The 22,915-nt window shown below is 53.0% G+C and carries 21 protein-coding genes; 15 read left to right on the top strand and 6 right to left on the bottom strand.

The genetic code is table 11. From position 1 onward, the window contains the following. Positions 1-136 precede the first annotated feature (136 nt). Both PsAD37_RS05205 and PsAD37_RS05200 read right to left on the bottom strand, forming a co-directional pair. Complete coding sequence (locus tag PsAD37_RS05205; RefSeq protein WP_063295241.1) at positions 137-412, bottom strand: hypothetical protein; 276 nt, start codon at positions 410-412, stop codon at positions 137-139. Between the two features lie 172 nt (positions 413-584). Next, complete coding sequence (locus PsAD37_RS05200; protein WP_063295240.1) at positions 585-1,748, bottom strand: acetyl-CoA acetyltransferase; 1,164 nt, start codon at positions 1,746-1,748, stop codon at positions 585-587. 376 nt (positions 1,749-2,124) lie between these two features. Here PsAD37_RS05200 and PsAD37_RS05195 point away from each other — a divergent pair, with 376 nt between their 5' ends. Together PsAD37_RS05195 and PsAD37_RS05190 are read left to right on the top strand one after the other, a co-directional pair. Beyond that, a complete protein-coding gene (locus PsAD37_RS05195; RefSeq protein ID WP_063295239.1) occupies positions 2,125-3,039 on the top strand; it encodes a glycosyltransferase family 2 protein in 915 nt (304 codons plus the stop codon). Positions 3,040-3,162: 123 nt separating this feature from the next. Continuing rightward, positions 3,163-4,125, top strand: a complete 963-nt coding sequence (locus tag PsAD37_RS05190; protein ID WP_063295238.1) for a glycosyltransferase — start codon at positions 3,163-3,165, stop codon at positions 4,123-4,125. 202 nt (positions 4,126-4,327) lie between these two features. Here the strand turns inward: PsAD37_RS05190 and PsAD37_RS05185 are convergent, their stop codons facing one another. Both PsAD37_RS05185 and PsAD37_RS05180 read right to left on the bottom strand, forming a co-directional pair. Further along, positions 4,328-4,765: a VOC family protein gene (locus PsAD37_RS05185; protein WP_063295237.1), complete on the bottom strand. Its 438-nt coding sequence runs from the start codon at positions 4,763-4,765 to the stop codon at positions 4,328-4,330. 67 nt (positions 4,766-4,832) lie between these two features. Continuing rightward, the gene (locus tag PsAD37_RS05180; protein ID WP_208991706.1) at positions 4,833-5,960 is read right to left on the bottom strand and encodes a glycosyltransferase family 4 protein; all 1,128 of its coding nucleotides are present in this window, start codon (positions 5,958-5,960) and stop codon (positions 4,833-4,835) included. 218 nt (positions 5,961-6,178) lie between these two features. Between PsAD37_RS05180 and PsAD37_RS05175 the strand changes: the two genes are divergently transcribed. Next, positions 6,179-7,411, top strand: a complete 1,233-nt coding sequence (locus PsAD37_RS05175) for a TIGR03862 family flavoprotein (RefSeq protein WP_063295236.1) — start codon at positions 6,179-6,181, stop codon at positions 7,409-7,411. On the opposite strand, the gene ftrA is transcribed toward PsAD37_RS05175, so the two are convergent. Continuing rightward, positions 7,402-8,391 carry a transcriptional regulator FtrA gene (gene ftrA, locus PsAD37_RS05170; protein ID WP_063295243.1) on the bottom strand — a complete coding sequence of 330 codons (990 nt, stop codon included), beginning with the start codon at positions 8,389-8,391 and terminating at the stop codon, positions 7,402-7,404. The two genes, PsAD37_RS05175 and ftrA, sit on opposite strands and share 10 nt — an antisense overlap. Before the next feature lie 224 nt (positions 8,392-8,615). Between ftrA and PsAD37_RS05165 the strand changes: the two genes are divergently transcribed. Further along, positions 8,616-9,029 (top strand): rhodanese-like domain-containing protein, encoded by a 414-nt coding sequence (locus PsAD37_RS05165; protein ID WP_063295235.1) that lies wholly within the window; start codon positions 8,616-8,618, stop codon positions 9,027-9,029. 54 nt (positions 9,030-9,083) lie between these two features. Here PsAD37_RS05165 and PsAD37_RS05160 read toward each other — a convergent pair whose 3' ends face one another. Further along, entirely contained in the window at positions 9,084-9,479 is a 396-nt protein-coding gene (locus PsAD37_RS05160; RefSeq protein ID WP_153039676.1) for a hypothetical protein, read from the bottom strand. Between the two features lie 884 nt (positions 9,480-10,363). Here PsAD37_RS05160 and PsAD37_RS05155 point away from each other — a divergent pair. The 11 genes from PsAD37_RS05155 (at position 10,364) to PsAD37_RS05105 (ending at position 22,649) form a co-directional block, all read left to right on the top strand. After that, on the top strand, positions 10,364-11,566 hold the full coding sequence (locus PsAD37_RS05155) for a substrate-binding domain-containing protein (RefSeq protein ID WP_063295233.1): 1,203 nt from the start codon (positions 10,364-10,366) through the stop codon (positions 11,564-11,566). A gap of 173 nt (positions 11,567-11,739) precedes the next feature. Further along, positions 11,740-12,639: a bile acid:sodium symporter family protein gene (locus PsAD37_RS05150; protein WP_063295232.1), complete on the top strand. Its 900-nt coding sequence runs from the start codon at positions 11,740-11,742 to the stop codon at positions 12,637-12,639. Positions 12,640-12,650: 11 nt separating this feature from the next. After that, complete coding sequence (locus PsAD37_RS05145) at positions 12,651-13,448, top strand: ABC transporter ATP-binding protein (RefSeq protein ID WP_063295231.1); 798 nt, start codon at positions 12,651-12,653, stop codon at positions 13,446-13,448. Next, positions 13,441-14,166 carry an ABC transporter ATP-binding protein gene (locus tag PsAD37_RS05140; RefSeq protein WP_063295230.1) on the top strand — a complete coding sequence of 242 codons (726 nt, stop codon included), beginning with the start codon at positions 13,441-13,443 and terminating at the stop codon, positions 14,164-14,166. The genes PsAD37_RS05145 and PsAD37_RS05140 overlap by 8 nt, the downstream gene beginning before the upstream one ends. Beyond that, positions 14,163-15,191, top strand: a complete 1,029-nt coding sequence (locus tag PsAD37_RS05135; RefSeq protein WP_063295229.1) for a branched-chain amino acid ABC transporter permease — start codon at positions 14,163-14,165, stop codon at positions 15,189-15,191. Before PsAD37_RS05140 ends, PsAD37_RS05135 begins: the two co-directional genes overlap by 4 nt. Positions 15,192-15,203: 12 nt before the next feature. After that, the gene (locus PsAD37_RS05130; RefSeq protein ID WP_063295228.1) at positions 15,204-16,259 is read left to right on the top strand and encodes a branched-chain amino acid ABC transporter permease; all 1,056 of its coding nucleotides are present in this window, start codon (positions 15,204-15,206) and stop codon (positions 16,257-16,259) included. Between the two features lie 336 nt (positions 16,260-16,595). Then, entirely contained in the window at positions 16,596-16,808 is a 213-nt protein-coding gene (locus PsAD37_RS05125; RefSeq protein WP_057461006.1) for a cold-shock protein, read from the top strand. A gap of 404 nt (positions 16,809-17,212) precedes the next feature. Next, complete coding sequence (locus PsAD37_RS05120) at positions 17,213-17,764, top strand: TetR/AcrR family transcriptional regulator (RefSeq protein ID WP_063295242.1); 552 nt, start codon at positions 17,213-17,215, stop codon at positions 17,762-17,764. 116 nt (positions 17,765-17,880) lie between these two features. Then, the gene (locus tag PsAD37_RS05115; RefSeq protein ID WP_063295227.1) at positions 17,881-18,969 is read left to right on the top strand and encodes a TRAP transporter substrate-binding protein; all 1,089 of its coding nucleotides are present in this window, start codon (positions 17,881-17,883) and stop codon (positions 18,967-18,969) included. Positions 18,970-19,326: 357 nt separating this feature from the next. Beyond that, complete coding sequence (locus tag PsAD37_RS05110; RefSeq protein ID WP_063295226.1) at positions 19,327-21,372, top strand: methyl-accepting chemotaxis protein; 2,046 nt, start codon at positions 19,327-19,329, stop codon at positions 21,370-21,372. A gap of 98 nt (positions 21,373-21,470) precedes the next feature. After that, on the top strand, positions 21,471-22,649 hold the full coding sequence (locus PsAD37_RS05105; protein ID WP_063295225.1) for an NAD(P)/FAD-dependent oxidoreductase: 1,179 nt from the start codon (positions 21,471-21,473) through the stop codon (positions 22,647-22,649). Positions 22,650-22,915 lie beyond the last annotated feature (266 nt).

Below are 22,915 nucleotides of genomic sequence, written 5' to 3'. Positions count from 1 at the left end.
ACTGACCGACCGGACACTTCGACCATCCCGTAAAACAAGACGGCGGATCTTGGCTGCACTTTCCATCAATATCACCCGTTCATGCCCCGCGCTAAATGCACGGATCCTAACAAACAGGTGGGTCAATCTTAAACGCTCATAACCCACCTAACCGGGTCAATTTTGCATGCCGATTCACAGGCGGTGTGCCTTCAACGATGTAATCTGCGATATCAGGTTCTGTGGTCCACTCTGGTGTGTCTTCGTCCACCTGCGAGCCAATCGCCGCGCTTGCCTCAGAGGTTTTGCTGGTGACGCTTGCGGAGCGTTTCTTCCGGCCACCGCCAACGAGATCATGGAACTTCCAGTTCATCTCTGAATAGACTTTTTTCAGCCAATCATCGTACTTGGGGGCTGACTCTTGTCCTGGCATCGACACACCTCTCCTAACCTTGCGTCAGACAAAAGGTTTACCACGATCACATTGGTGTGATGATGCTGGTTTGAGGGCTTAGTTAGCGATTGGTGAGCTGCAAGGCCACAATGCAAAAGAAAAGCCCCGGCGGACCGGGGCTCTCCTGATTATTCATCTGGCTTCACTGCGCTTACTTGAGGCGCTGCATCACAGACACATAGTTGGCAACGGCTGCGCCGCCCATGTTGAAGATGCCGCCGAGCTCTGCGCCGTCCACCTGAATGCCGCCAGCTTCGCCCACCAGCTGCATGGATGTGAGCACGTGCATGGAAACACCGGTTGCACCGATTGGATGGCCTTTGGCTTTCAGCCCGCCAGACGGGTTGACCGGCAGTTTGCCGTCCTTCTGGGTCCAGCCTTCCAGAATAGCTTTTGCACCCTGACCTTCTGGCACAAGCCCCATGGCTTCATATTCGATCAGCTCAGCGATGGTGAAGCAGTCGTGGGTTTCAACAAAGGACAGGTCTTCAACGGTGATGTTGGCCATGGAGAGCGCGCGCTTCCAAGCTTCGGTACAGCCTTCGAACTTGAGGATGTCGCGCTTGGACATTGGCAGGAAGTCCTGCGCATGCCCCATGCCGCGGAAGGCGACGGCCTTTTTAGCAGAAAGCGCTGTGGTGGTGTCGGTGAGGACGATGGCTGCTGCGCCATCGGAAACCAGCGAGCAGTCTGTGCGCTTCAGCGGGCCAGCTACAAACGGGTTCTTCTCGCTCTCATTGAGGCAGAACTCTACGCCGAGGTCCTTGCGCATCTGTGCGTATGGGTTCTCCACGCCGTTCTTGTGGTTCTTCGCAGCGATGTGGGCCAGCGCTTCGCTCTGGTCGCCATGCTTTTGGAAATACATGCCTGCGATTTTGCCGAAGACACCAGCGAAACCAGCGGGGGTGTCGCCATCTTCTGGCAGGTAAGAGGCTTTGAGCAAGTTTGCTCCGATTTCACGACCCGGCGTGGTGGTCATCTGCTCAACACCAACGACGAGCACAAACTTGGCGTCGCCTGCCTTGATGGATTTGACGCCCTGATGCACCGCAGCTGAGCCCGTCGCACATGCATTTTCTACGCGGGTGGTTGGCTTGAAGCGCAGCTTGTCATCTGCCTGAAGCACGAGGCTTGCTGTGAAATCCTGCTTGGAAAAACCTGCATTGAAGTGACCCAGAACGATCTCATCAATGTCTTCAGCGGCGAGACCGGCATCGGCAATCGCTTGCTTGGCAACTTTTGTGACTAGAGTCTCTACAGTCTCATCTGTCAGTTTGCCAAACGGTGTATGTGCCCAACCAATAATTGCGGCCATTTTCTTCTCCCAAAGAAATTAAACTGGGTGCCGAAAGTCTCGCCTCAAACCCGGCTCTCAAATGCGCGCAAATCGTTTCACCCCTGCGCGCGAGATGCAATCATACGGAAGTTGTAGTGAACGGGGCTATCCGAGGGACTTTATGCTAGGTTTTGTCGATCTGACAGTCATTTCCACCCAAGCAGGGTGATGGTTGCTGGTTAGCCTTCTGTGCATGAGCAGGGTTAGGCTAGCGGTGTGCGATGACTTTCTCATTCATCTCCCCTTATTTGATATTGATGGGTTTCTATTGGGTGAAAACAGTCCTTCATATTGAACGAATTTCGGAATGTGTATGGGGGAGTAAACTCTAGATTATTGCGGATAATCCAAGAGTTTGAGGCCCGATATCTCCACCCAGAGCAAAATCATCGACATTGCAGCAAAGCGAGCCCAGCAAGGAAGGCCAACCGCTGACGAGCGATCTGATGAGGCCCGCATTTCAATGTCCGTTTTCATCATCGCGATGAATGAGGAAGACCGTATCGGACAGACGATTGCCAGCTGCATTCACTGGGCTGATGAGGTCATTGTGATTGACAGCGGATCTACGGACCAAACCGTGACCGTCGCCCAGCGCATGGGGGCACGTGTGCTGCACAATGACTGGAACGGGTATGGCTTGCAAAAGCGGTTTGGTGAGGACCAGTGCCGGAATGACTGGATCCTGAACATCGATGCCGATGAGGTGGTTACGCCTGCATTGCGTGATGAGATACTGGGCTTGTTCCAGACCTCTGTTCTAGCGGAGAACGACTTTTGGGAGGTGGACATCTGCGATGTGTGGCCTCACGAAAAGACCGCAGCAAAACACGCTTACTCTCATAAGCAAATCCGACTTTACCGCAGGAGTGTAGGTCGTTTTTCTGCCAGCTCGGTGCATGACACGGTCCGTCCGCCCAGCGATGCCAAGGTGGGTATGCTGAAAGGGCATATGGACCACCGCAGTATTCCCAGTGTCGCCTTCCACTTTGAGAAGATGAACCGCTACTCCACCCTGCAAGTGCATGAGATGCGTGGACGGGGGCGCAAGATGCCAAAGTCACGGCTGCTCTACGAGTTTCCCGCAGCCTTTCTGAAGGGCTATCTGGTGCGCGGATACTGCCGATATGGCTGGTGGGGCCTGATTGCCTCAACCAACTACGCGGTCGGGCGATATCTACGGGTCGCGAAATCCATTGAAGCAGATCTTCTGGAACAGACCCATTCATCTCAGAGGGGGGCGACTGCTGCACGGCAGGATAAGACCTGACCCAGCCTTCCACCCGATGTTCCTGATTTTTCAAAGAAACGAAGCAACACAACAAACGCTTAGCTTCCTTCGCAGCCTCAGCTGGAAGGCAAAAAGAGCTTAAGCAGATAGGTGGCTTATTCAATGGCTGAAAAGCAACAGCAAGATCCCGCCCCTCTTGTCAGCGTGTTAATCCCTGCACGCAATGCCGCAAACACGCTTGGAGAGACACTGAGCAGCCTGTTGGCACAAAGCTTCACAGACTTTGCTGTTGTGTTGGTGGATGATGCCTCCACCGATGAAACCCGGGAAATTGCGGAGCATTTTGCAGGCCATTTTTCGAAGGGCCGGTTTCAGATCCTTGAAGGGCCAGGTCAGGGTATCTCAAACGCGCTTAATACCGGGCTTGCGGTGATTGAGAGCCCATTGGTTGCCCGCCTTGATGCGGATGATCTGTCGGAGTCGCTTCGTCTGGAACGGCAGGTTCGGATTATGAACCGGAACCCTGACTGGCAGTTGTGCGGAACAGAAGTTTCCGTGATTGATGAGGCCGGGCAGATCATAGACCAGATGGAGTGCCCGAAAAGCTCGGTTGAGATCCGCAAGCGCCTCTTTGAGAAGTGCTGCTTGTACCACCCGACCATTATGTTTCGCCGTGATGCTGTGTTGACCCTTGGCGGGTATCGTCCGCATTTTGATGGTGCAGAGGATTATGACCTTTATCTGCGCTTGCTGGAATATGGGAAGATTGGTGCTCTTAACGAGCGGCTTGTTCGGTATCGGCTGCATCCGGGTCAGGTGACGGCACGCAGCGGACGCCCTTACCGGATGGTGGCTGATATGGCGTTGCTATGTGCTGTTGCGCGGTTGCATGATGAAGAGGAACCGAATTTCAGCGAGGATACATTGGCGAATGACGTGGGCCAAGCACTGCGTGCCGAACTTCGGGAACGCGGCTTCTCGCATATCTCGCCAAAGGTGGCGCGGCATATGGCACAGCGGATCAAAAAATCCAAGGCGCGGTTGGAGTACCTGAAGGGACTGCTATTTATTGAGAACGCGAAGGCCCGGAACTACAAGGAAGCAACCAAGGCGTTGTTGATGTGAGGTTTATTTCTCTAACTCGCAGGGATTGCACAGTCCCTGCGGTTGGTGATGAGCTGGAGACAGCCGTTTTCTTTGAGAAGGTGGGATTGCTCAGACGTTAAAGGTGCATCCGTTGTCCTTCACGCTGCTGCATTTCTTGTAAGCTCTCTGCCCTGCAACCAACTCTTTTACTAATAGAAGCGATCGTATTTGCGAACGCGTTTTACTCTGGTTTATGCCATTCAGCGAGTTCTATCGTGATCTTTTCTGGCCCAAACAGGAACACCAGTTTTCTGTCGTTGAACTCCATGACTTCGGAACGGGCTTTGAACCCGGCTGCTTGAAGCTTTGATAGTCTGTCTTCCAGATCATCGACCGCGAAACACAAGTGATTGTAGCCTGTTCGGCAGAGGTCTTCAGGGTAAGGCTCGGTGGGTGGCTCTGGATTGCGGTAGTGTAGCAGTTGGATTTCGAATCTGGGGCTATGGCCTTTCAGAACCAACGTGACGTGCTCTGCTTCCAGATCCGGAATGCCCATGTACTTTGAAAACACGGGACCGGAGATGACGAGGGATTTTGCTTCTTCAAAGTCAAGCAAGTTAAAGAAAGCACGCGCCTCATCCAGATTGCGGACAGCCACTGTCACATGATCAGGGTGCATTTTGTTGATCTCCTGGGTTGCGGGCGATCTGATCTTTGCCCTGTACCAGTCCCGGTCCTCATTCTCCTCACTCTGACACGAGCATGTGGTCGATGAGGCCCTGTGTATTGTCGGAGCCGCTGACGAAGTCATCCCACAGGCTCATGAGCATGTCATCGTAGTTTTCTGCGATCTGGTGGATGTTAAAGAGACGAAGCACTCTCTCCCGTCCTGCTTCTGCCATGTCTTCGCGCAGGGGCTGGTTATCAGCTAGATCGAGCAGCGCTGATGCAATCTCTTTGGGGGATCTTGGGTTGATCACCTTACCGGTTTCGCCCACTGCCTCCCACAAGCCGCCAGAGTGCGTGGTGATCACCGCAGCGCCGCAGCTCATGGCTTCAATCGCGGTGCGGCCAAAACCTTCTGCCACGATGGAGGGGACCACTGCGATGGATGATCTTGCGAGGCGTCTTTGAACATCTGAGGCATTGAGGTTGGTCTCGATCGAGACACTGTCTGCGTGGCTTGAAAGCATCTGCCGGAGAGAGTTTGCCGTTGATTGCTCCCCCTCGTCGGTAACGGCCAGTACCAGATTCAGTTTCCACCCCGTCCGATCCAAACGGTCTGCACAGGCAAGCCAAGCCTGCGCCAGGTCGAACACGCCTTTGTCTTCCCTTGCCCGCCCCACATAGATCACAGAGTTTTCTTTGGGGGCTGGGGACCAGAGCTCGCAATCTATGCCGTTGGGCACCACCACACTGCGGGCTTTTACACCCGTGAAATTTTCGCAGAAGTTATTACGGGCATCTTCGCCAACCCAGATGATGCCGGCAAGGCGGTTCATTTTGCGGGTGTACTTCCAGCGTTTGAACGCGCTGTTGCGCTCGAACCTGCCATGCCTGTGCAAGATTACAGGGGTGCCCGGAAAGTCCGTGATGATCTGAAACGCCGTTTCCAGATGCTGATGCACGACGATCAGCTGTGGTCCAAACTCTGACAGCGGATCATAGAACTTTGCAGGCGTTGGCTTTTTACCCGGTTCTGTCACTGCAAAAACATCAACATCTTCAAACAGATCCTCCTCGCCTCCTGCAAAAATACGCAGGTTGCCTTTGTTCTGGCTATGAAGCGCAAGATCATGAGCGCACAGATCTATTGATGTGGCTCGAGACTGGCAAAAATGCATGTTACGCGGCATTACGATTGCAGTTCTCAATGCGGCCCCCACTTTACTGTTTGCATTCAGCAAAGCTTGAAGTGCGGGGACTGTACATTCCTTAGAAGTCTTCCTTCTAATATCAGGGGTGCTTCTTTAAGGTGGTGAAAATCCCTGATGTGCCCTGCTCTCCATCTGTGGGATGTGGCGCTCTTCCGGCTTGTAATTGGCGGACAACAAAGGCATTAGAGCTGTAAATGTCATTGGCTGGAGCCTCAATGACCATAAGCGGACTGGATGGATCTTTGACAAAGCATGTTGCAATCATCGGAGCAGGCCCTGCCGGGCTGTTTGCTGCTCAACATCTGGCAGAAGCCGGAGTGCGCGTGAGCCTCTTTGATCAACGCCCGTCCCCTGCCCGCAAGTTTTTGATGGCTGGGCTTGGTGGTCTCAATCTAACCCACAGTGAGGATCTGGAGGTTTTTCTGAGCCGCTATCGTCCTGCACATGCGCAACTGTTGCAGTCAGTGCGGGATTTTCCTCCTTCTGCTCTGCGGGAATGGAGCGCAGGGTTGGGGCAGTCGACGTTTGAAGGTTCCAGCGGCAAGGTGTTTCCTAAAAGCTTCAAAGCCTCTCCGCTGTTGCGTAACTGGTTGAAATTGCTTGATCAGCAAGGCGTAACATTGCATGCGAACACCCGATGGCACGGATTTGATGAAGCCGGAGGAGTCCTGCTTCAAAAAGGCGATGAGCCCATTGAAGCGCAGGCGTTTGACGCTGTTTTGCTGGCGCTTGGTGGCGGTTCCTGGGCGAAGCTTGGCTCTGATGGCGCGTGGGTTTCGACTTTGCGTGACAAGCAGATTGACGTGAACGCGCTGCTCCCTGCCAATTGCGGATTTGAGATCGCGTTTTCGGATCACTTCAAGGACCGCCACAAAGGTACTCCCCTGAAGAAGATAGCTGTCTCCCACGGAGATCGCCGTGTTGTTGGTGATGCCATGCTGGATGCCTGTGGGATTGAAGGCGGCGTGATCTATGCGCTCTCAGCTGATCTGCGGGATACAATCCTTACAACAGGGACGGCACAGATTGAGATTGACCTGAAGCCGGATGTCTCCGCTGACAAGCTCGCGGCCAAGCTGGCGCGGCCACGTGGCAAGCAATCCATGAGCAACTTCCTGCGCAAAGCAACCGGTCTGCCTGCTGCCGCCATCGCTTTGATGCGGGAAGTAGGGCCGCTGCCGGTTGAGGCTGATGAACTGGCGGCGCATATCAAGGCATTGCCGTTGCAGTTGACAGCGCCACGGCCTATTGACCGGGCGATCTCCAGCGCGGGCGGGATCTCGTTTGACGAGGTTGACGAGCACTACATGCTGAACAAGCTTCCGGGTGTGTTTGTGGCGGGCGAGATGTTGGACTGGGAAGCGCCAACGGGTGGCTATCTGCTGCAGGCGGTGTTTGCCACAGGCCGCTCAGCTGCACATGGCATCAAAGCGTACTTTCAGGCTTGACGCGTTTGGAACTGGCGCCTGTAGGCTGTTGGCGTGGTGCCATATTTACTTCTGAAGTGATGCCGCAAGGTTGCTGCTGAGCCGAACCCGCAGAGGTGGGAAAGGTTCTCCATGTCCATCGTCTCTTCCGCTTCCAATAGGTGCTTGGCTGTTTCCAGTTGCTTGGTGCGCCGCCACTCTGCGGGTGCAAGTCCGGTTACCTTTGAGAATTTGCGGATGAAGGTGCGCTGGCTCATGCCCATCAGATCCGCCATTTCCGGCACGGACATGGTGTAGGCACGTTTTTTCTCCAGTTCCTCAAAAAGTGCTGCGAAGCGTTTACTTTCCCGTTCCTCGGGTACAGGCTGTTCTGCAAACTGAGTTTGCGTTCCTTCCCTGAACGGAGGTGCAACCAGTCGTTTGGCAACGCTGTTGGCGATCTGTGAGCCGTAATCCTGCCGGATGATGTGAAGCGCAAGGTCAATGCCTGCTGCGCTGCCTGCGGAGGTGAATACCCTGTCGGCCTCTGAATAGAGCCGGTCTTCTTCCACGTTGATGGACGGGAACCCGGTTTGCAGCGCCTCGGCATAGCGCCAATGTGTTGTGGCTGTGCGGCCATTGAGCAGGCCAGAGCGCGCCAGTACAAAAGCACCGGAGCAGATGGAAGCAACACGGGCTCCGCGATTGTAGGCCTTACAGAGCGCCTCAATCAGGTCCTCCGGCACCGGGGTATCAATGCCACGCCAGCCGGGGATGAGGATGATGTCGGCGTGATCCAGCGCATCCAGCTGCTTTTCGGCTTTGATCTCCAGACCACCCGCAGCACGGATAGGGCCGTCCTCGATGGCGACCGTCACATACCTGTACCAGTTCGCGCCGAACTCTGGTCTTGGCAGGCCGAACAACTCGTAAGCCTGACCGAACTCGAAGGTGCACAAGCCGTCGTAGATGAGCGTTGCGACAAGTGGGCCTTCTGGGCTGCAGGGTGTGGGCTGGACCATCGGAAAATTCAACTCGAAAGAGATTGGCGTATTTTTTACGAATATAGTCATTTGAGCCAGTTTTTCGCAACTGGGAAATTCTTCAGATTACGGGGGCAGGCGAAATTCCTGTCATCACCCAAGGCTGTTTGCGGAGGCATCTCTCCTGCAAGCTGCTTTTAAATAAGTGTTTTTTGGTGTTCCTCCCCCTAGTCAGGAGCATCCTCATAGATTTGGAGACGTACATGTCCTCACGCGCACTCGAATATTCTCCAGCAGACCCAAAGCAGGCACTCTCGCATTTCCGTTCAATCCTGCAGTTCGAGACATATTGCTCTGATGTGCAGGCAGATTTGGCCGATGGCACTGCAGAGTTCGTTTTGATTGATGTTCGCGGTGCAGCCCGCTTTGCGAAAGGACACGTGGATGGTGCGATCTGTCTTCACCACCGGGATCTGACGGAAAAGAACCTTGCCAAGTGGCCGATGGACACCGTTTTTGTGGTCTATTGCGCTGGGCCGCATTGCAACGGTGCAGACAAGGCCGCCTATAACCTCTCCCGCTTGGGACGTCCGGTGAAGATTATGCTGGGCGGTATGACTGGCTGGATTGACGAAGGCTTTGAGTTGGTTTCCTCGAAAGCTTTACAGCCCGCTTAAATAACAAGCACCGAGGCTTAGCCTCGGTGCCACCACTAGTTTACTACGCCAAGCCTAGCTTTTCTTCTTAGCTTTCTTCTTGCGGGCTTTTTGAAACATGGTCTTCATTTCAGCGTCATCACGCGCCATTTTGCAGAGCTGAGCTGACGTCTTTCCCTTGTATGTTTTGGTGTAGTGCTCATACCGCTTTGCATAGATCGTAATGTACTCTTTAACAGCACATTTCCTATTTGCCTTTTTGCTGGTCAGGCACACAAGCAGCGCGGATTGAGCTAGCAAGTCCTGGTTCTTCATCTCCATGGAAGGACAATGTTTGTCGATGTAATTTGCTCGCGCAACATCATCCGCCTGCTCAACGAATAAATCTGGCAAGGAAGATCGTGTGGTTACACACCCACTCAACAGAACTGCAGCACCTAGCAATACAAATAATTTTAGATAATTTTTCAAAATATTAGCTCCTATCGTAAGTTAGAGCTAATTAGATGCATTAGGAACATTTTGCAATTTTAAGATGAATAGGATGCTTCCATTTAATTCAAAGGTTGCATCTGCGCATAAAAAAGGCACCGAGGTGGGAGGATACCTCGGTGCCAAACAAAGCAGGCATAAAAAGGCCGATTGGGAGGGGAGGTACGGCCTTTAAAATCGTCGGGGCAAGACAACCTGCCTTGAAACAAGGAGGACCCACCAAGCAATGGAAACGGGTCACCCTTCAGTTGTCCGCATAGTGATATGCAGATAATCCCTTTTCAGGACTTATTGTTATTTTGGTAATACTGGTTGCTACGCACTCAGTACTTAATGACGCCCTGTTAAACCAGTGTTCTTATTGCTATTGAAGGTATCAGGATCTTGTTATCATCAGGTTTTCAGAGATGGTGAACAAACACTTATCTGACACACCTGCAGAGAGACGCGGCCTAACGGCTAATTGAGGTGTAAACAGGGCAAAATACGGCTTTTCCATGGCGTATGGCCGTCAGCTTGTCGCAATGAAAGCAGGAGTAGTCACAACGACTTACAGTAAGTTGCAAGAAGCACCTCCTTAAACTGAAACTGCAAAGAGTAATTGCAAATATTGGACTGATGCCTTGATCATGAAAATCGATTTTTTGATATAAAATTCTGGACAGGTGAAATTTATTTTTCGGATAAGCAAATACAAGTGATCCATTCAAATCTTAACAATTTGGCTCAATCTGGAATCATTGACTCCTTCCTGAATACATGCGTCAACTATATTTACGTTGTTTGAGGGCAGGCTTGCGAAGTCTTTTGAGACGGTGTTTGCGTTTACGGAGGCCCCTGGGCAACGTGGGAGGGGTTTCATTATGCATAAATTACTTAGGGCCGCGGCGGTTAGCCTAGCGGCCAGCGCGTTTGCGCTTTCTGTTTCATCAAATATTTCCTCTGCGGCAGAGCCGATCAAGATTGCCCACGTCTATGGTAAAACCGGTCCTTTTGAGGCCTATGCCAAGCAATCTCATGTGGGTTTGATGATGGGGCTGGAATATGCCACTGGCGGCACAATGGAAATTGACGGTCGCAAAATTGAGGTCATCGAAAAAGACAGCCAGCTCAAGCCGGATATTGGACGTGCCATGCTGGCCGAGGCTTATGGTGATGATGAGGTTGATCTGGCAATTGGGCCGGTCTCCTCTGGTGTTGCGTTGGCTATGCTTTCAATTGCGGAGGAATACGAGAAGCTTCTGATCGTGGAGCCTGCCGTTGCTGACAGCATCACTGGCGCCAACTTCAACCGCTACATCTTCCGCACGTCGCGGAATTCCTCTCAGGATGCGATTGCGAATGCTGTTGCCCTTGGGCAGGACGGAGCGTCAATTGCCACGCTGGCGCAGGATTATGCATTTGGGCGTGATGGCGTGACTGCTTTCCGCAATGCAATTGAAAAGACCAATGCCAAACTTGTGTTTGAAGAGTACGCGCCAACGGACACCAAGGATTTCACCGCAAGTGCACAGCGTATCTTTGAGGCACTGAAGGGTCAGGAAGGACGCAAGTTCCTGTTTGTGATCTGGGCTGGTGGCGGAAACCCGCTGGCGAAGATCAACGCGATGAACCCTGAACGCCATGGGATTGAGATCGCAACGGGTGGCAACATTTTGGCGGCTCTGAAAGCCTATAAGGCCATGCCGGGTATGGAAGGCGCGACCTACTATTACTACGAGATCCCTCAGAACCCAGTGAATGACTGGCTGGTGAAGGAACATGAGGCTCGTTACAGCTCACCGCCAGATTTCTTTACGGCGGGTGGTATGGCGGCAGGCATCGCTGCTGTCGAGGCGATCCGTAAAGCTGGCTCCACGGATACGGAAGAGCTGATCACCGCGATGGAAGGCATGGAGTTTGAAGGTCCGAAGGGGCTGATGAAATTCCGCGCTGAGGATCATCAGGCATTGCAGTCCATGTATCACTTCAAGATCCGTGTGGATCCAGAGGTTGAATGGGGCATTCCTGAGCTGGTGCGCGAACTCAAGATTGAGGACATGGATATCTCAGTTCAGAACCAGTAGGTCCCCGTTTTCATAGCTCAGAGAGGGAGCGGGCTACTCGCTCGCTCTCCTAAATCGCAAAAGATAACGCTTTGGAGCCGTGAGGGGTTTTTGCAGGATTGCTGACCTCATCCTCAGTTGCAGATTGTCCCGCTTACGGAATATCAGAGCCTCAAAGAGCGAAGTACAAGACCATGGACATTCTCTTAAAGCTGTTTTTGCCGCTTTCGCTGGCGTTCATCATGTTTTCTCTCGGGATCTCTCTCACACTGCAGGACTTTAAACGCGTGGTGCAGATGCCGCGTGCGTTCAGCATTGGCATGCTGGGGCAGTTGCTTTTGTTGCCCGTTGTTGCCTTTCTTATTTTACAGGTGGTGGAGTTGGAGCCGGCCATGGCGTTTGGCGTGATGCTGCTTGCCTTCGCCCCGGGTGGTGTCACCTCCAACATGCTGACACGGTTCAGCGGCGGTTCTGTCGCGCTGGCGGTGTCGCTCACCGCCGTGACCAGTGTGCTGTGCGTGCTGACGGTCCCGGTTTTTGCAGCGGCATCCGCAAACTACTTTCTTGGTGCGGCCATGCCCAAGATTGATGTGACATCTATTGGCATTTCCATGGCACTGATTACGGCTGTTCCCGTTGCGATTGGGGTTCTCGTCAATCATATGGCGCCATCGTTTACCGCGGCGATCTCCAAAGTGGTGTCGCTGTTGGCCTCCGTGCTGTTTGTGGTGATCGTGCTTGGGGCTATTGCCACCAACTGGTCGGTGCTGACGGCTAACATTCTGGAGCTAGGACCGGTTCTTATTCTGCTGAATGTTGTGATGCTAATGGTTGGGTATGGCGGCGCCAAGCTGATGAAGCTCTCACATCCTGACAGTGTTGCGATTGCTATGGAGGTGGGCGTCCAAAATGCCACACTTGGGATCACCGTCGGGGCTTTGATCGCAATGAACGGCGAAGCATTGCCGCCATACAGTCTGGCCTCCGGTATTTACGGCATCACCATGTATGGCTGTGCCTTCCTCTTCATCCTCTGGGCACGGCGGAAAGCGCGGGCAAACCCGAGCCTTCGTGCCCAAAGTGAACTCTCATAAAGGGCAGGTCTTTGGAATTACGGAAAGACGAAAAGCCGGTTCTGAGTACGCATGATCTGACCATTCGTTTTGGTGGGCATGTGGCTGTGGATGCAGTGTCCTGTGATTTTCATCGCGGGACACTGACTGCCATTGTGGGGCCGAATGGTGCTGGCAAGACCACTTACTTCAACCTGATTTCCGGCCAGTTAGCCGCCAGTGCTGGTCATGTCTGGTTTAATGGCGAAGACATCACGCGCCTTTCAGTTGCCGACAGGACCCTGCGGGGCATCGGGCGGGCGTTTCAGATGACCAATCTGTTTCCCGGCCTGAGCGTTCGGGAGAACGCACGGCTGGCGGTGCAGGCTCATCAGCGGATGGGCATGGATTTGTTTTCTATGGCGGACAGTCATGTCGAGCTTATTGAACGGGCAGAGCACATTCTTGCAGAGGTGCATTTGCTGGATAAGGCCGAGCAGATCACTTCTGAACTGTCGCATGGAGATCAGCGCAAGCTGGAGGTGGCGCTGATGATTGCCATTGGTCCGCAGGTGCTGATGTTTGATGAACCAACGGCTGGCATGAGCGTTGATGAGGTGCCGGTTGTGCTGGACCTGATCCGTGAGTTGAAGCAGGACAAGGACCGCACGATTTTGCTGGTTGAACACAAGATGGATGTGATCCGCTCACTGGCTGACCGGATTATTGTGCTGCACAACGGAGAGCTGGTGGCAGATGGGGATCCTACTGAGGTGATCGCCTCTCCGGTGGTTCAGCAGGCTTATCTGGGTGTTGCACCTGAAGAGAAAACAGAGGGTGCGCATGTCTGACGCTCTTCTCAGCCTAAACGGCGTTCACACACATATTGGCCCCTACCACATTTTACAGGGCGTTGATTTGGAAGTTCCACGCGGTGGTGTCACCGTTCTGCTGGGGCGAAATGGCGCTGGCAAGACCACAACGCTGCGGACCATCATGGGGCTGTGGCAGGCCTCAAAAGGGACGATCCAGTTTGATGGAACAGAGATCCAGAAAGAGACGACACCTGCCATTGCCCAGCGCGAGATTGCTTTTGTGCCGGAGGATATGGGCATCTTCACCGACCTGACCGTGCATGAAAACATGCTTCTGGCTGCACGGAACGGTGCGATTGATGAGGAACGGCTGGGATGGGTTTTGGGCCTGTTCCCTCCCCTCAAAACATTCTGGCAAAGTGCTGCGGGTAATCTTTCCGGCGGGCAAAAGCAGATGCTGGCGGTGGCTCGCGCAATCATTGAGCCGAAGAAGTTAATCCTGATTGATGAGCCGACCAAAGGGCTGGCTCCTGCAATCATCAACGCCATGATTGCAGCCCTGAAAGAACTGAAAGAGATGCAGACCACGATTTTGCTGGTGGAGCAGAACTTTTCCATGGCGCGCGCAGTGGGAGACACCGTTGCCGTGATGGATGACGGGCGGATTGTTTATTCCGGTGACATGGCAGAGCTGGCAGCTGATGCAGGATTGCAGGAGAGGTTGATGGGACTTTCACTGGAGGCACACCAATGAGCGACAGCCTGATTAAACCGCGCATCGAGCGCCCTTCTCTCTCTCAGACTATCGAGGCAAAGGCACCGCTGCTGCTTGTGCCTGTGCTGATGGTGATCGGCTTACTCGCGATTGGTTCCGGCTCCACCTGGTTGACGCTGACGGCGGCGGGACTGGCGATGGGGATGATGATTTTCATCATGGCGTCTGGCCTTACTGTGATCTTCGGCCTGATGGACGTGATCAACTTCGGGCATGGGGCGTTTATTTCGCTTGGAGCCTTTGCAGGGTTTACCATTTTAGGTCTGCTGGGTGGCTGGATTGAGAGCCCCAGTATTGCGCTTAATCTGGGGGCTGTTCTGCTGGCTGTGGCGTTTGCCATGCTGGTGACGGGCCTTGCGGGCTATGGCTTTGAGCGGCTGATTGTGAAGCCGGTGTACGGGCAACACCTGAAGCAGATCCTTGTGACCATGGGCGGGCTGGTTGTGACGCAGCAGCTGATCTATGTGATCTGGGGCCCGGATGAGATCGTGCTGGCGCGGCCTGCTGCGTTTCAGGGGTCCTTTGTGGTGCTGGGCGCTGCCATTGAGAAATACCGTGTGTTGGCCATTGTAATCGGGCTGGCATTGTTTGTTGCCATGCGGCTGGTTTTAAACCGGACACGCATCGGGCTGCTGGTGCGGGCTGGGGTTCAGAATGGCGAGATGGTGGAGGCCCTGGGGTATCCGATAGAGAAGCTGTTTCTGGCGGTGTTCATGGTGGGCTGTGCTTTGGCGGGGCTCGGCGGTGTGATGTGGGGCATGTATCAGGAGACCATTACGGCCCATATGGGGGCTGAGGTGATGATCTCCGTCTTCATAGTGGTGATCATCGGCGGGCTTGGCTCCATTGAGGGCTGTTTCATCGGCGCTATGCTGGTGGGTTTGCTGACCAACTACACCGGTTTTCTGATCCCCAAACTGGCTCTGGTTTCAACGATCATGCTGATGGGGGCTGTGTTGATGTGGCGACCTCAGGGGCTTTACCCCGTTGTCAAAGCGCATTGAGGAGTTTGTCAGATGATTGTGAAACTCCTTTCCGGTGATCGTCCACGCAGCAAAATGCTTAGTGCTGTTCTGCTGCTCATTCTGTTTGGGTTGCTGTTTGCGCCCTTTCTGTTTCCCGGTACGCGTTCGTTAGATACCGCTGCTCGCATTTGCATCTTCATTGTGCTGGTGGCCAGTTATGATTTGTTGCTGGGGTACACAGGCGTGGTGTCGTTCGCGCACACCATGTTCTTTGGTATCGGGGCTTATGGGACGGCCATTGCACTAGTGAACATGGGCGCCTCTTACAGTGCGATTGCGCTTGGCACTGTGTGCGGTGCACTGGTTGCCGGGGCTTTTGCGTTTGTGATTGCGCTATTCTCACTACGGGTCAAGGCAATCTTCTTTGCCATGATGACGCTGGCTGTCGCGAGTGCGTTTCTGGTGCTGGTCTCGCAACTTTCCGGCTTCACTGGCGGTGAGGACGGGCTGAGCTATCGTATCCCGCGGGAGATGACGCCTGCGTTCAAGCTGGTGAAGGAGAAGGTGCTCGGGGTTCGCCTCAATGGCAAACTGATCACGTACTACGTGGTCTTCTTCAGCAGCTTGTGTCTGTTCCTTGTTTTGCTGCGCATGGTGAACTCTCCGTTTGGCCGTGTTCTGCAAGCTATCCGCGAGAATGCATTCCGCGCTGAAGCGATTGGCTACAAGGTGGTGCGATATCGCAGTGTGGCGACAATTCTGTCTGCTGTAATGGCAGCGCTCGCAGGGTCCTTGATGGCCCTCTGGCTGCGCTACACTGGACCAGCGACAACGCTCTCCATGGATATAATGGTGGACATTCTGTTGATGGTTGTGATTGGCGGAATGGGGAGCATGTACGGCGCCGTTATCGGGGCTGTCCTGTTCCTTCTCACCCAGTCCTATTTGCAGAACCTCTTGGGCCTCCTTCAGGAATCGCTGGGTAGTCTGCCTATAGTGTCAGAGGTGGTTTCACCGGAACGCTGGCTGCTTTGGTTGGGAATGTTGTTTATCTGCAGCATTTACTGGTTCCCTAAGGGCATCGTGGGCCGTTTAAGAGGAACATAATGCCTCAATTGGGCTCTTTTTTTAAATTGCACCTTGTGGATTTCTTAAGGAGCAACTACATCGGTAGGGACGAGCAAGCTAAGAGATTTGCTTATCCCGTAGTATTAGAGGGGCGACATATGACCCGCCTCCCTATATGAACCATTAGGACTGATTTCTTTTAGAAAGAATGAGAGCTCAGACCTTATGACTGCGGGCTGTTATTAGAGACACGGTTGGCAATGTTGCGGTGCATGTATCGGAACAATGTCCTTTTCTGCCTTTGATTACATTGCTCGTCACGACTGACCCGCCTTAACCAGGCGAGTTGACTTTTTTGGCTTAAAGGACGTTTCCATGCGACAAGACGGTACCCTCAAATTCTTCAACCACGACAAAGGCTACGGCTTCGTTACTCCAGCTGACGGTTCCAAAGACATCTTTGTTCATATCACAGCTTTCGAACGCTCTGGCATTGCAGTTCCTGCTGAAGGTGCAGCGATCACTTTTGTTGCTGAAGAAGATCGTCGTGGCCGCGGTTTGCAGGCTTCCCAGATTGAGCTTGCTTAATCTGTACGATTTGCGAGGCTCCAGAGTTTGTTTCAGCGCAAGCTGAATGAACTTTGTGACCGCCACATAATTGGCCTGATGCGCGCCGGCAATTGCCAGGCGCCGTCAGGCCTTTTATTTTTTGCATCAGGCCAACCTTCGCCATAGCTCTGATCAGAGCTTGCCTAATGCTCTCTCTCCCCCATCTTTCAGCTGAGCACTTCTTAAAATAGCCGCAATCACGGCTATTTTATCTGGCTCAATGAACATCGTTGTTTTCACTTCATAAATTTCAAGGTTTACATGACGACTTGGTCTCGCAAAGTTGCCATTGATGGCCTATACTGACAAAAGTCGCAGATATGCGCTTATAAGAACAACTTTTTTCTCTGCGACCTCTCGCAGAATTGGGCAAGGGACTCATTGTGAAGGGCACGACCAAAGCCAGCAGAACGCAGCATCGCATTCTTGAAGCGGCCATCGACTATGTGCAAGCACAAGGCGGTGGGCAGTTTTCGTTGGATGCAATCGCCAAGCATGCAGGCGTTTCCAAAGGTGGGCTGCTCTATAACTTCCCAAGCAAACAAGCTCTCATCCGCTCCATGGTTCAATACCACGTCGACGGCACGCGCGATAACATTGTCACAGAAGAGCAGAAGCTTGCTGATGATCCCTATCGCCATAAACTGATGCGGGCATTCCTGAAGGGGCTTTGCAGCAAGATTAAAGAAGACAACAAAGCAGCCTCCGGTATGCTGGCAGCCATTGCAGACGACCCGAGCCTGCTTGACCCTGTCCGCGTCTTCCATAAAGACATGTACGCGCGCATTCAGGATGAGTCAGAAGACCCAGATCTGGCAACCCTTGTCTATCTGGCTGTTGAAGGCATTCACAGCAACGGGATGTTTCAGGTTCTTGATGAAGACCAGCTGAATGTGGAAGAGCAACTCGAGCGCATGTTCGAGATACTCAAATAAAGCTCTCCCTGACTTGTTTTCTTCTCAGCCCTGACTGCTGAAATATATCGCCAGACCCACCTGCCCTCTGCTAGCATTAATACCTATGTACTTTATGAATTAGCGGAGACGGGTAGATGAAACGCCGTGACTTTCTGAAAACAGCAATGGCAACCGGTGCTGCGGGCGGCGCTTCTGTCCTTGCTGCGCCAGCACTTGCAAACGCCACATTGAACCTGAAACTCGTAGGAGCCTTCCCAAAGGGCTTCCCGGGCGTGGGAACCTCAGCTGAACAGCTGGGCAAACGCATTGAGGCGCTTTCTGACGGCAAGATCTCCATCAAGTATTTTGGCGGTGGCGAGCTGGTTCCTCCGTTCGAAACATTCTCTGCCGTTTCCTCTGGCACTGCTGATATCGGTCACAACGCGCCTTATTATCAGGTGGGCAAGATCCGCTCGACCATGTACTTCACCACTCTCCCGTTTGGCCTGGATGCAACCGAGCTTTCAGGCTGGTTGCGTCATGGCGGCGGACAGGCGCTTTGGGACGAAGCGTATGCACCGCATGGTGTGAAACCATTTTATGCGGGCAGCTCAGGCGCTCAGGCAGGCGGCTGGTTCAAGAAGCCAATCAAATCTCTGGATGACCTTGTCGGGCTGAAAATGCGTATTGCCGGCCTTGGCGGCGACATCCTGCGCAAAGTGGGTGCGACCACTGTTGTGACACCTCCACCAGAAATCTACCCCGCCCTGCAGTCCGGTGTTGTTGATGCGGCTGAGTTTGTTGGCCCATGGAATGATCTTGCTCTCGGCCTTTACAAGATAGCGCCGTACTACCACTTGCCAGCGTTCCATGAGCCGGGTCCGGGTCTAGAAATGATCGTAAACCAGAACACCTATGAGAACCTGAGCCCATGGCTGAAGGAAGTTCTGGCGCAAGCGGCGACAGCACAGGCTGAAGAGAGCACAGCGGAGTTCCGCTACAACAACACCATCGCGCTTTCCACGTTGGTGGAGCGCGGTGCCATTCTCTCCTCCTTCCCACCGGATGTGATTGAAGCGATTGGCGCGGCTGCACGTGAAGTGATTGCGGCTTACCCTGCTGGCGATGCAATGAGCGAGAAGATCCATGGTTCCTACATGGACTACGTGAAAGCCTGCTCTCTGTACGGTGCGCGCATGGAAGGACAGCTTTATCAGGACCGTGCGCAGGTGTGGTCTACGTAAGCCTCACTTGACCGAGATTTTGGAATGGGGAGTTTTGCTTCTCATTCCATAGGCTGCTTAAACGAATCATCAAAAGCTCACTAAATAACGTCGATGCACTTGTACTCGCTGAAAACTCAAGTATATTTCCGAAATAATAATTAATTGCAATCTACACATATACTTAGGAACTAAGTATTTTACCTAATTATATTACTTAGGTGAGAATAAGTAGGCAGTTAGTACAAATCCAAGCCACAGAATAAACGCTCTATAAAGAATTACTGACTCAATTTATGCGTGTAATCACGAAACAGTGAAACGGGCAGCAGTGCCCCGCTCAAAATTGGAACTCGAGTTTCCCCTTCAGGTGCTCTTATGCGTCGTATTCTTTTAAAGTATCGTATCATCGCGATATTCATGCTTGCGTTTGTGCCCATGCTCTATTTTGCTGGCTCACAAATCACCACCGCCTATAACAAAAAGGTGGAAGCATCCTCTATTGGTCAGGTTGCAGAGTTTGTTCCTGTATTGAGTGCTGTTGTTCACGAACTGCAAAAAGAGCGTGGCCGCTCTGCCGGATATCTTGGCGCTAAGGGCAAAGCCTTTGCTGAGGGCCTTGCTGACCAGCACAAGCTGACTGACAGCAAAATCCGTATCTACAAGACTGCGCTCACCAAAATTGACCTGATGTCCATTGATAGAGGCCTTGCGGCCCAGGTGGACGTGGTGAACAGCCGTCTGGCAAGCATTGACCGTATCCGCAACAACGTCAAAAGCCTGAACACAACCGTTGGCGAAACTGTTGCTTACTACAGCGGCACCATTAACGACGCCTTCAAGTTTTTGCCAAGCACTGTTGCCGTGAGCCGCGATGCCAGCCTTGTTCGCCAGCTAAGCATGTATGAAGAAGTGCTGCTTGGAAAAGAAAACGCAGGCATTGAGCGCGCAATTGGTGCAAACGGCTTTAGTGCTCAGGAGTTCAATCCAACTATCTATCACCGTTTTGTACGCCTGAGCGCCAGCCAGGACACGCATTTCAAGACCGCCCGCTCTTTGATGACCGGTCCCCAGGTGAAGTTTCTGGAAAAGATCTTCAACCGTCCAATCATGAACCGGGTCGATGCTGCGCGTAAGCTTGGATATTCTGCTGCCTTTGGCGGCGACATCTCCTCAGTTTCCGGCACCGACTGGTTTGATATGGCAACAGAACGTATCGACTCGCTGAAGGATTTTGAAGACTACCTTGCTGACGAACTGGTGATGCATGCACAAAAGCTGACTGCCAACGCTCAGTGGGAATTCATGCTCGCGCTGATCATCTCTGCCCTCGTGACTGTCCTCGGTATTGGCGCGGCTTACACGATCATTCGCAGTGTATCTATTCCGGTAACAGCCCTGCTTAGCGATGCTCGCAAACTGGCTGAAGGCGACACCACTGTGACGTTCGCTGGTGCGACTGGCGTTGATGAAGTTGGCCAAGTGGCGAACGCTGTTATGTCTTTCCGCGATACAGTTGCTGAGCAGAAGCGTCTGCAGAGCCTTTCTGAGAAAGAACATGAGCAAGAACGCGACCGCCAGATGCACGTGGATCAATTGATCAGTGTGTTTAATGATCAGGTCTCCAGTGTTCTTGACCGGGTTGATGACAACACCGGCAAGATGCAGCAAACTGCGGACTCTCTGACACACATAGCGACAACAACATCTGATCGTGCCAACAGCGCTGCTGGTTCCTCTGAGCAGGCTTCGCAAAACGTTCAGACCGTAGCTTCTGCTGCTGAAGAGCTCTCTGCGTCCATCGAAGAAATTGGCCGTCAGATCTCCCAGACCAAGCAGACCGTTGATGATGCAACCAGTGTTGCAACTGCCACCAACGATCATGTAGCGGATCTGGATGTTGCGGCCCAGAAGATTGGCGAGGTGGTCAACCTCATTCGTGACATCGCCGAGCAAACCAACCTGCTGGCTCTGAACGCAACCATTGAAGCAGCACGTGCTGGCGAGATGGGTAAGGGCTTTGCGGTTGTTGCATCCGAGGTGAAGGAACTGGCAACCCAGACTTCCAAGGCGACAGAAGAGATTTCCTCTCAGATCTCCGGTATTCAGGGTTCTACGAAGGAAGCTGTGACCGCCATTGAGCAGATTGCTGGCACAATGCATCAGGTGAATGAATACACCAGCTCTATTGCCACTGCGATTGCTCAGCAGAACGCGGCGACGTCCTCCATCAGCCAGAACATTCAGCAGGCTGCGCAGGGCACTCAGGATGTGGCAGACAGCATGAGCGTTGTGACGAGCTCGGTTCAGGAAACCAACCACTCTGCCAATGACGTGCTTGAGGCTTCTTCTTCTGTTTCCAAACAGGCAACGGAGCTGCGCCAGACCATTTCCAACTTCCTGAGAGATGTTGTTGCGGCTTAAGCGTTAAACATTGCTGAAATGCATTGAGGAGGGCTCAGGCCCTCCTCTTTTATTTGATCCCGAGTTGACCTTGGCTGGAAAGCCCATATAAGAGCGCCATGCAAAACATTGACGTTCTTATAATAGGTGCAGGCGCTGCCGGCCTGATGTGTGCCATTGAGGCTGGAAAACGCGGACGCTCTGTGCTGGTGATTGACCATGCCAAGCGCCCAGCGGACAAGATCCGCATCTCCGGTGGCGGGCGGTGCAATTTCACCAATCTGCACGCATCTCCTGCAAACTTTCTTTCTCAGAACCCACGTTTTGCTGTTTCCGCTTTGAAACGCTTTACCCAGCAAGATTTTATTGCGTTGGTGGATAAGCACCGCATCAACTGGCACGAAAAGACACTGGGCCAACTGTTTTGCGATGACAGTGCGCAGCAGATCATCGACATGCTGCTCGAACTATGCCAGCAATCCGGCGTTCGCATTCAGCTGGGCACCGGTGTCACTTCTCTCACCAAGCCTGATGATCGCTTCACCGTTGGCACCTCCAGAGACACTGTGCGAGCGCAATCAGTGGTTGTGGCTTGTGGCGGACCTTCCATTCCTAAGATGGGTGCTACTGGCTTTGGTTACGAGATTGCCAAGCAATTTGATCTGCCGCTCGTCACCCCTCGTGCTGCTCTTGTGCCATTCGTCTTTGATGATGCGATGCGGGAGCGGACCAAACATCTGGCAGGCGTTTCAGTGGATGCTGTTGTGTCTTTCAAGAAGACCAGTTTCCGCGAAGGATTGCTCTTCACCCATCGCGGCCTTTCCGGGCCATCCATTCTGCAGATTTCCTCTTACTGGGAAGAAGGCAAAGACATTCACGTCAACTTGCTTCCAGACACAAATGTTTTTGAGGCCTTGAAATCTGCTAAGCAAAGCCAGTCAAAGCAGGACATTAAGACTGCCGTGGCAAGTTTGCTACCTAAAAAGCTGGCCATGCATATTGCCGAGGAGCATAAGCTGAGCGGACGGTTAGCCGACACCTCCGACAAAGTGCTGCGCAAAGCTGCTCTGGCAATCAACGAGTGGACCCTCAAGCCCGTCGGCACCGAAGGCTACCGCACCGCTGAGGTCACCTTAGGCGGTGTAAGCACAAAGGCCCTCTCCTCCAAAACAATGGAAACCAGCTCCGTCCCCGGCCTCTTCTTCATCGGCGAAGTCGTCGACGTCACCGGCCATCTCGGCGGCTTCAACTTCCAATGGGCCTGGTCTTCCGGCCATGCGGCGGGGCAGTTTGTTTAGTTGTGACGGCATAATAAAGTTTGTAATGTCGCATCACATACACTTTGCTGCACATGCGAAAAGCTCTCCCAAAATTTAATCTATCTTGGCAACGACGGGCCAATAGCATGCGTAATCGGGCTCGTCCTTCATGAGAGGTCAGCTCCTGTTAAGATCGCAGCATATTGCTGCGAGGATGGGAGAGCACCATGGAATACTATGCTGGTTTGGATGTTTCTTTACGGTCTGTTTCGATCTGTGTGATTGACGGCGAAGGCAAGATTATA

It is taken from the genome of Pseudovibrio sp. Ad37 (assembly GCF_001623075.1).
Lineage (GTDB): Bacteria > Pseudomonadota > Alphaproteobacteria > Rhizobiales > Stappiaceae > Pseudovibrio.
This window is presented reverse-complemented; position numbering and strand designations above follow the sequence as displayed.

Excerpts from the sequence above, each read along its gene's own strand:
- PsAD37_RS05165 (WP_063295235.1), top strand. The coding sequence starts at position 8,616 with ATGTCCTCACGCGCACTCGAATATTCTCCAGCAGACCCAAAGCAGGCA.
- PsAD37_RS05155 (WP_063295233.1), top strand. The coding sequence starts at position 10,364 with ATGCATAAATTACTTAGGGCCGCGGCGGTTAGCCTAGCGGCCAGCGCG.
- PsAD37_RS05130 (WP_063295228.1), top strand. The coding sequence starts at position 15,204 with ATGATTGTGAAACTCCTTTCCGGTGATCGTCCACGCAGCAAAATGCTT.
- PsAD37_RS05200 (WP_063295240.1), bottom strand. The coding sequence starts at position 1,748 with ATGGCCGCAATTATTGGTTGGGCACATACACCGTTTGGCAAACTGACA.
- PsAD37_RS05115 (WP_063295227.1), top strand. The coding sequence starts at position 17,881 with ATGAAACGCCGTGACTTTCTGAAAACAGCAATGGCAACCGGTGCTGCG.
- PsAD37_RS05185 (WP_063295237.1), bottom strand. The coding sequence starts at position 4,765 with ATGCACCCTGATCATGTGACAGTGGCTGTCCGCAATCTGGATGAGGCG.
- PsAD37_RS05135 (WP_063295229.1), top strand. The coding sequence starts at position 14,163 with ATGAGCGACAGCCTGATTAAACCGCGCATCGAGCGCCCTTCTCTCTCT.
- PsAD37_RS05125 (WP_057461006.1), top strand. The coding sequence starts at position 16,596 with ATGCGACAAGACGGTACCCTCAAATTCTTCAACCACGACAAAGGCTAC.
- PsAD37_RS05140 (WP_063295230.1), top strand. The coding sequence starts at position 13,441 with ATGTCTGACGCTCTTCTCAGCCTAAACGGCGTTCACACACATATTGGC.
- ftrA (WP_063295243.1), bottom strand. The coding sequence starts at position 8,391 with ATGGTCCAGCCCACACCCTGCAGCCCAGAAGGCCCACTTGTCGCAACG.
- PsAD37_RS05150 (WP_063295232.1), top strand. The coding sequence starts at position 11,740 with ATGGACATTCTCTTAAAGCTGTTTTTGCCGCTTTCGCTGGCGTTCATC.
- PsAD37_RS05205 (WP_063295241.1), bottom strand. The coding sequence starts at position 412 with ATGCCAGGACAAGAGTCAGCCCCCAAGTACGATGATTGGCTGAAAAAA.
- PsAD37_RS05175 (WP_063295236.1), top strand. The coding sequence starts at position 6,179 with ATGACCATAAGCGGACTGGATGGATCTTTGACAAAGCATGTTGCAATC.
- PsAD37_RS05110 (WP_063295226.1), top strand. The coding sequence starts at position 19,327 with ATGCGTCGTATTCTTTTAAAGTATCGTATCATCGCGATATTCATGCTT.
- PsAD37_RS05190 (WP_063295238.1), top strand. The coding sequence starts at position 3,163 with ATGGCTGAAAAGCAACAGCAAGATCCCGCCCCTCTTGTCAGCGTGTTA.
- PsAD37_RS05105 (WP_063295225.1), top strand. The coding sequence starts at position 21,471 with ATGCAAAACATTGACGTTCTTATAATAGGTGCAGGCGCTGCCGGCCTG.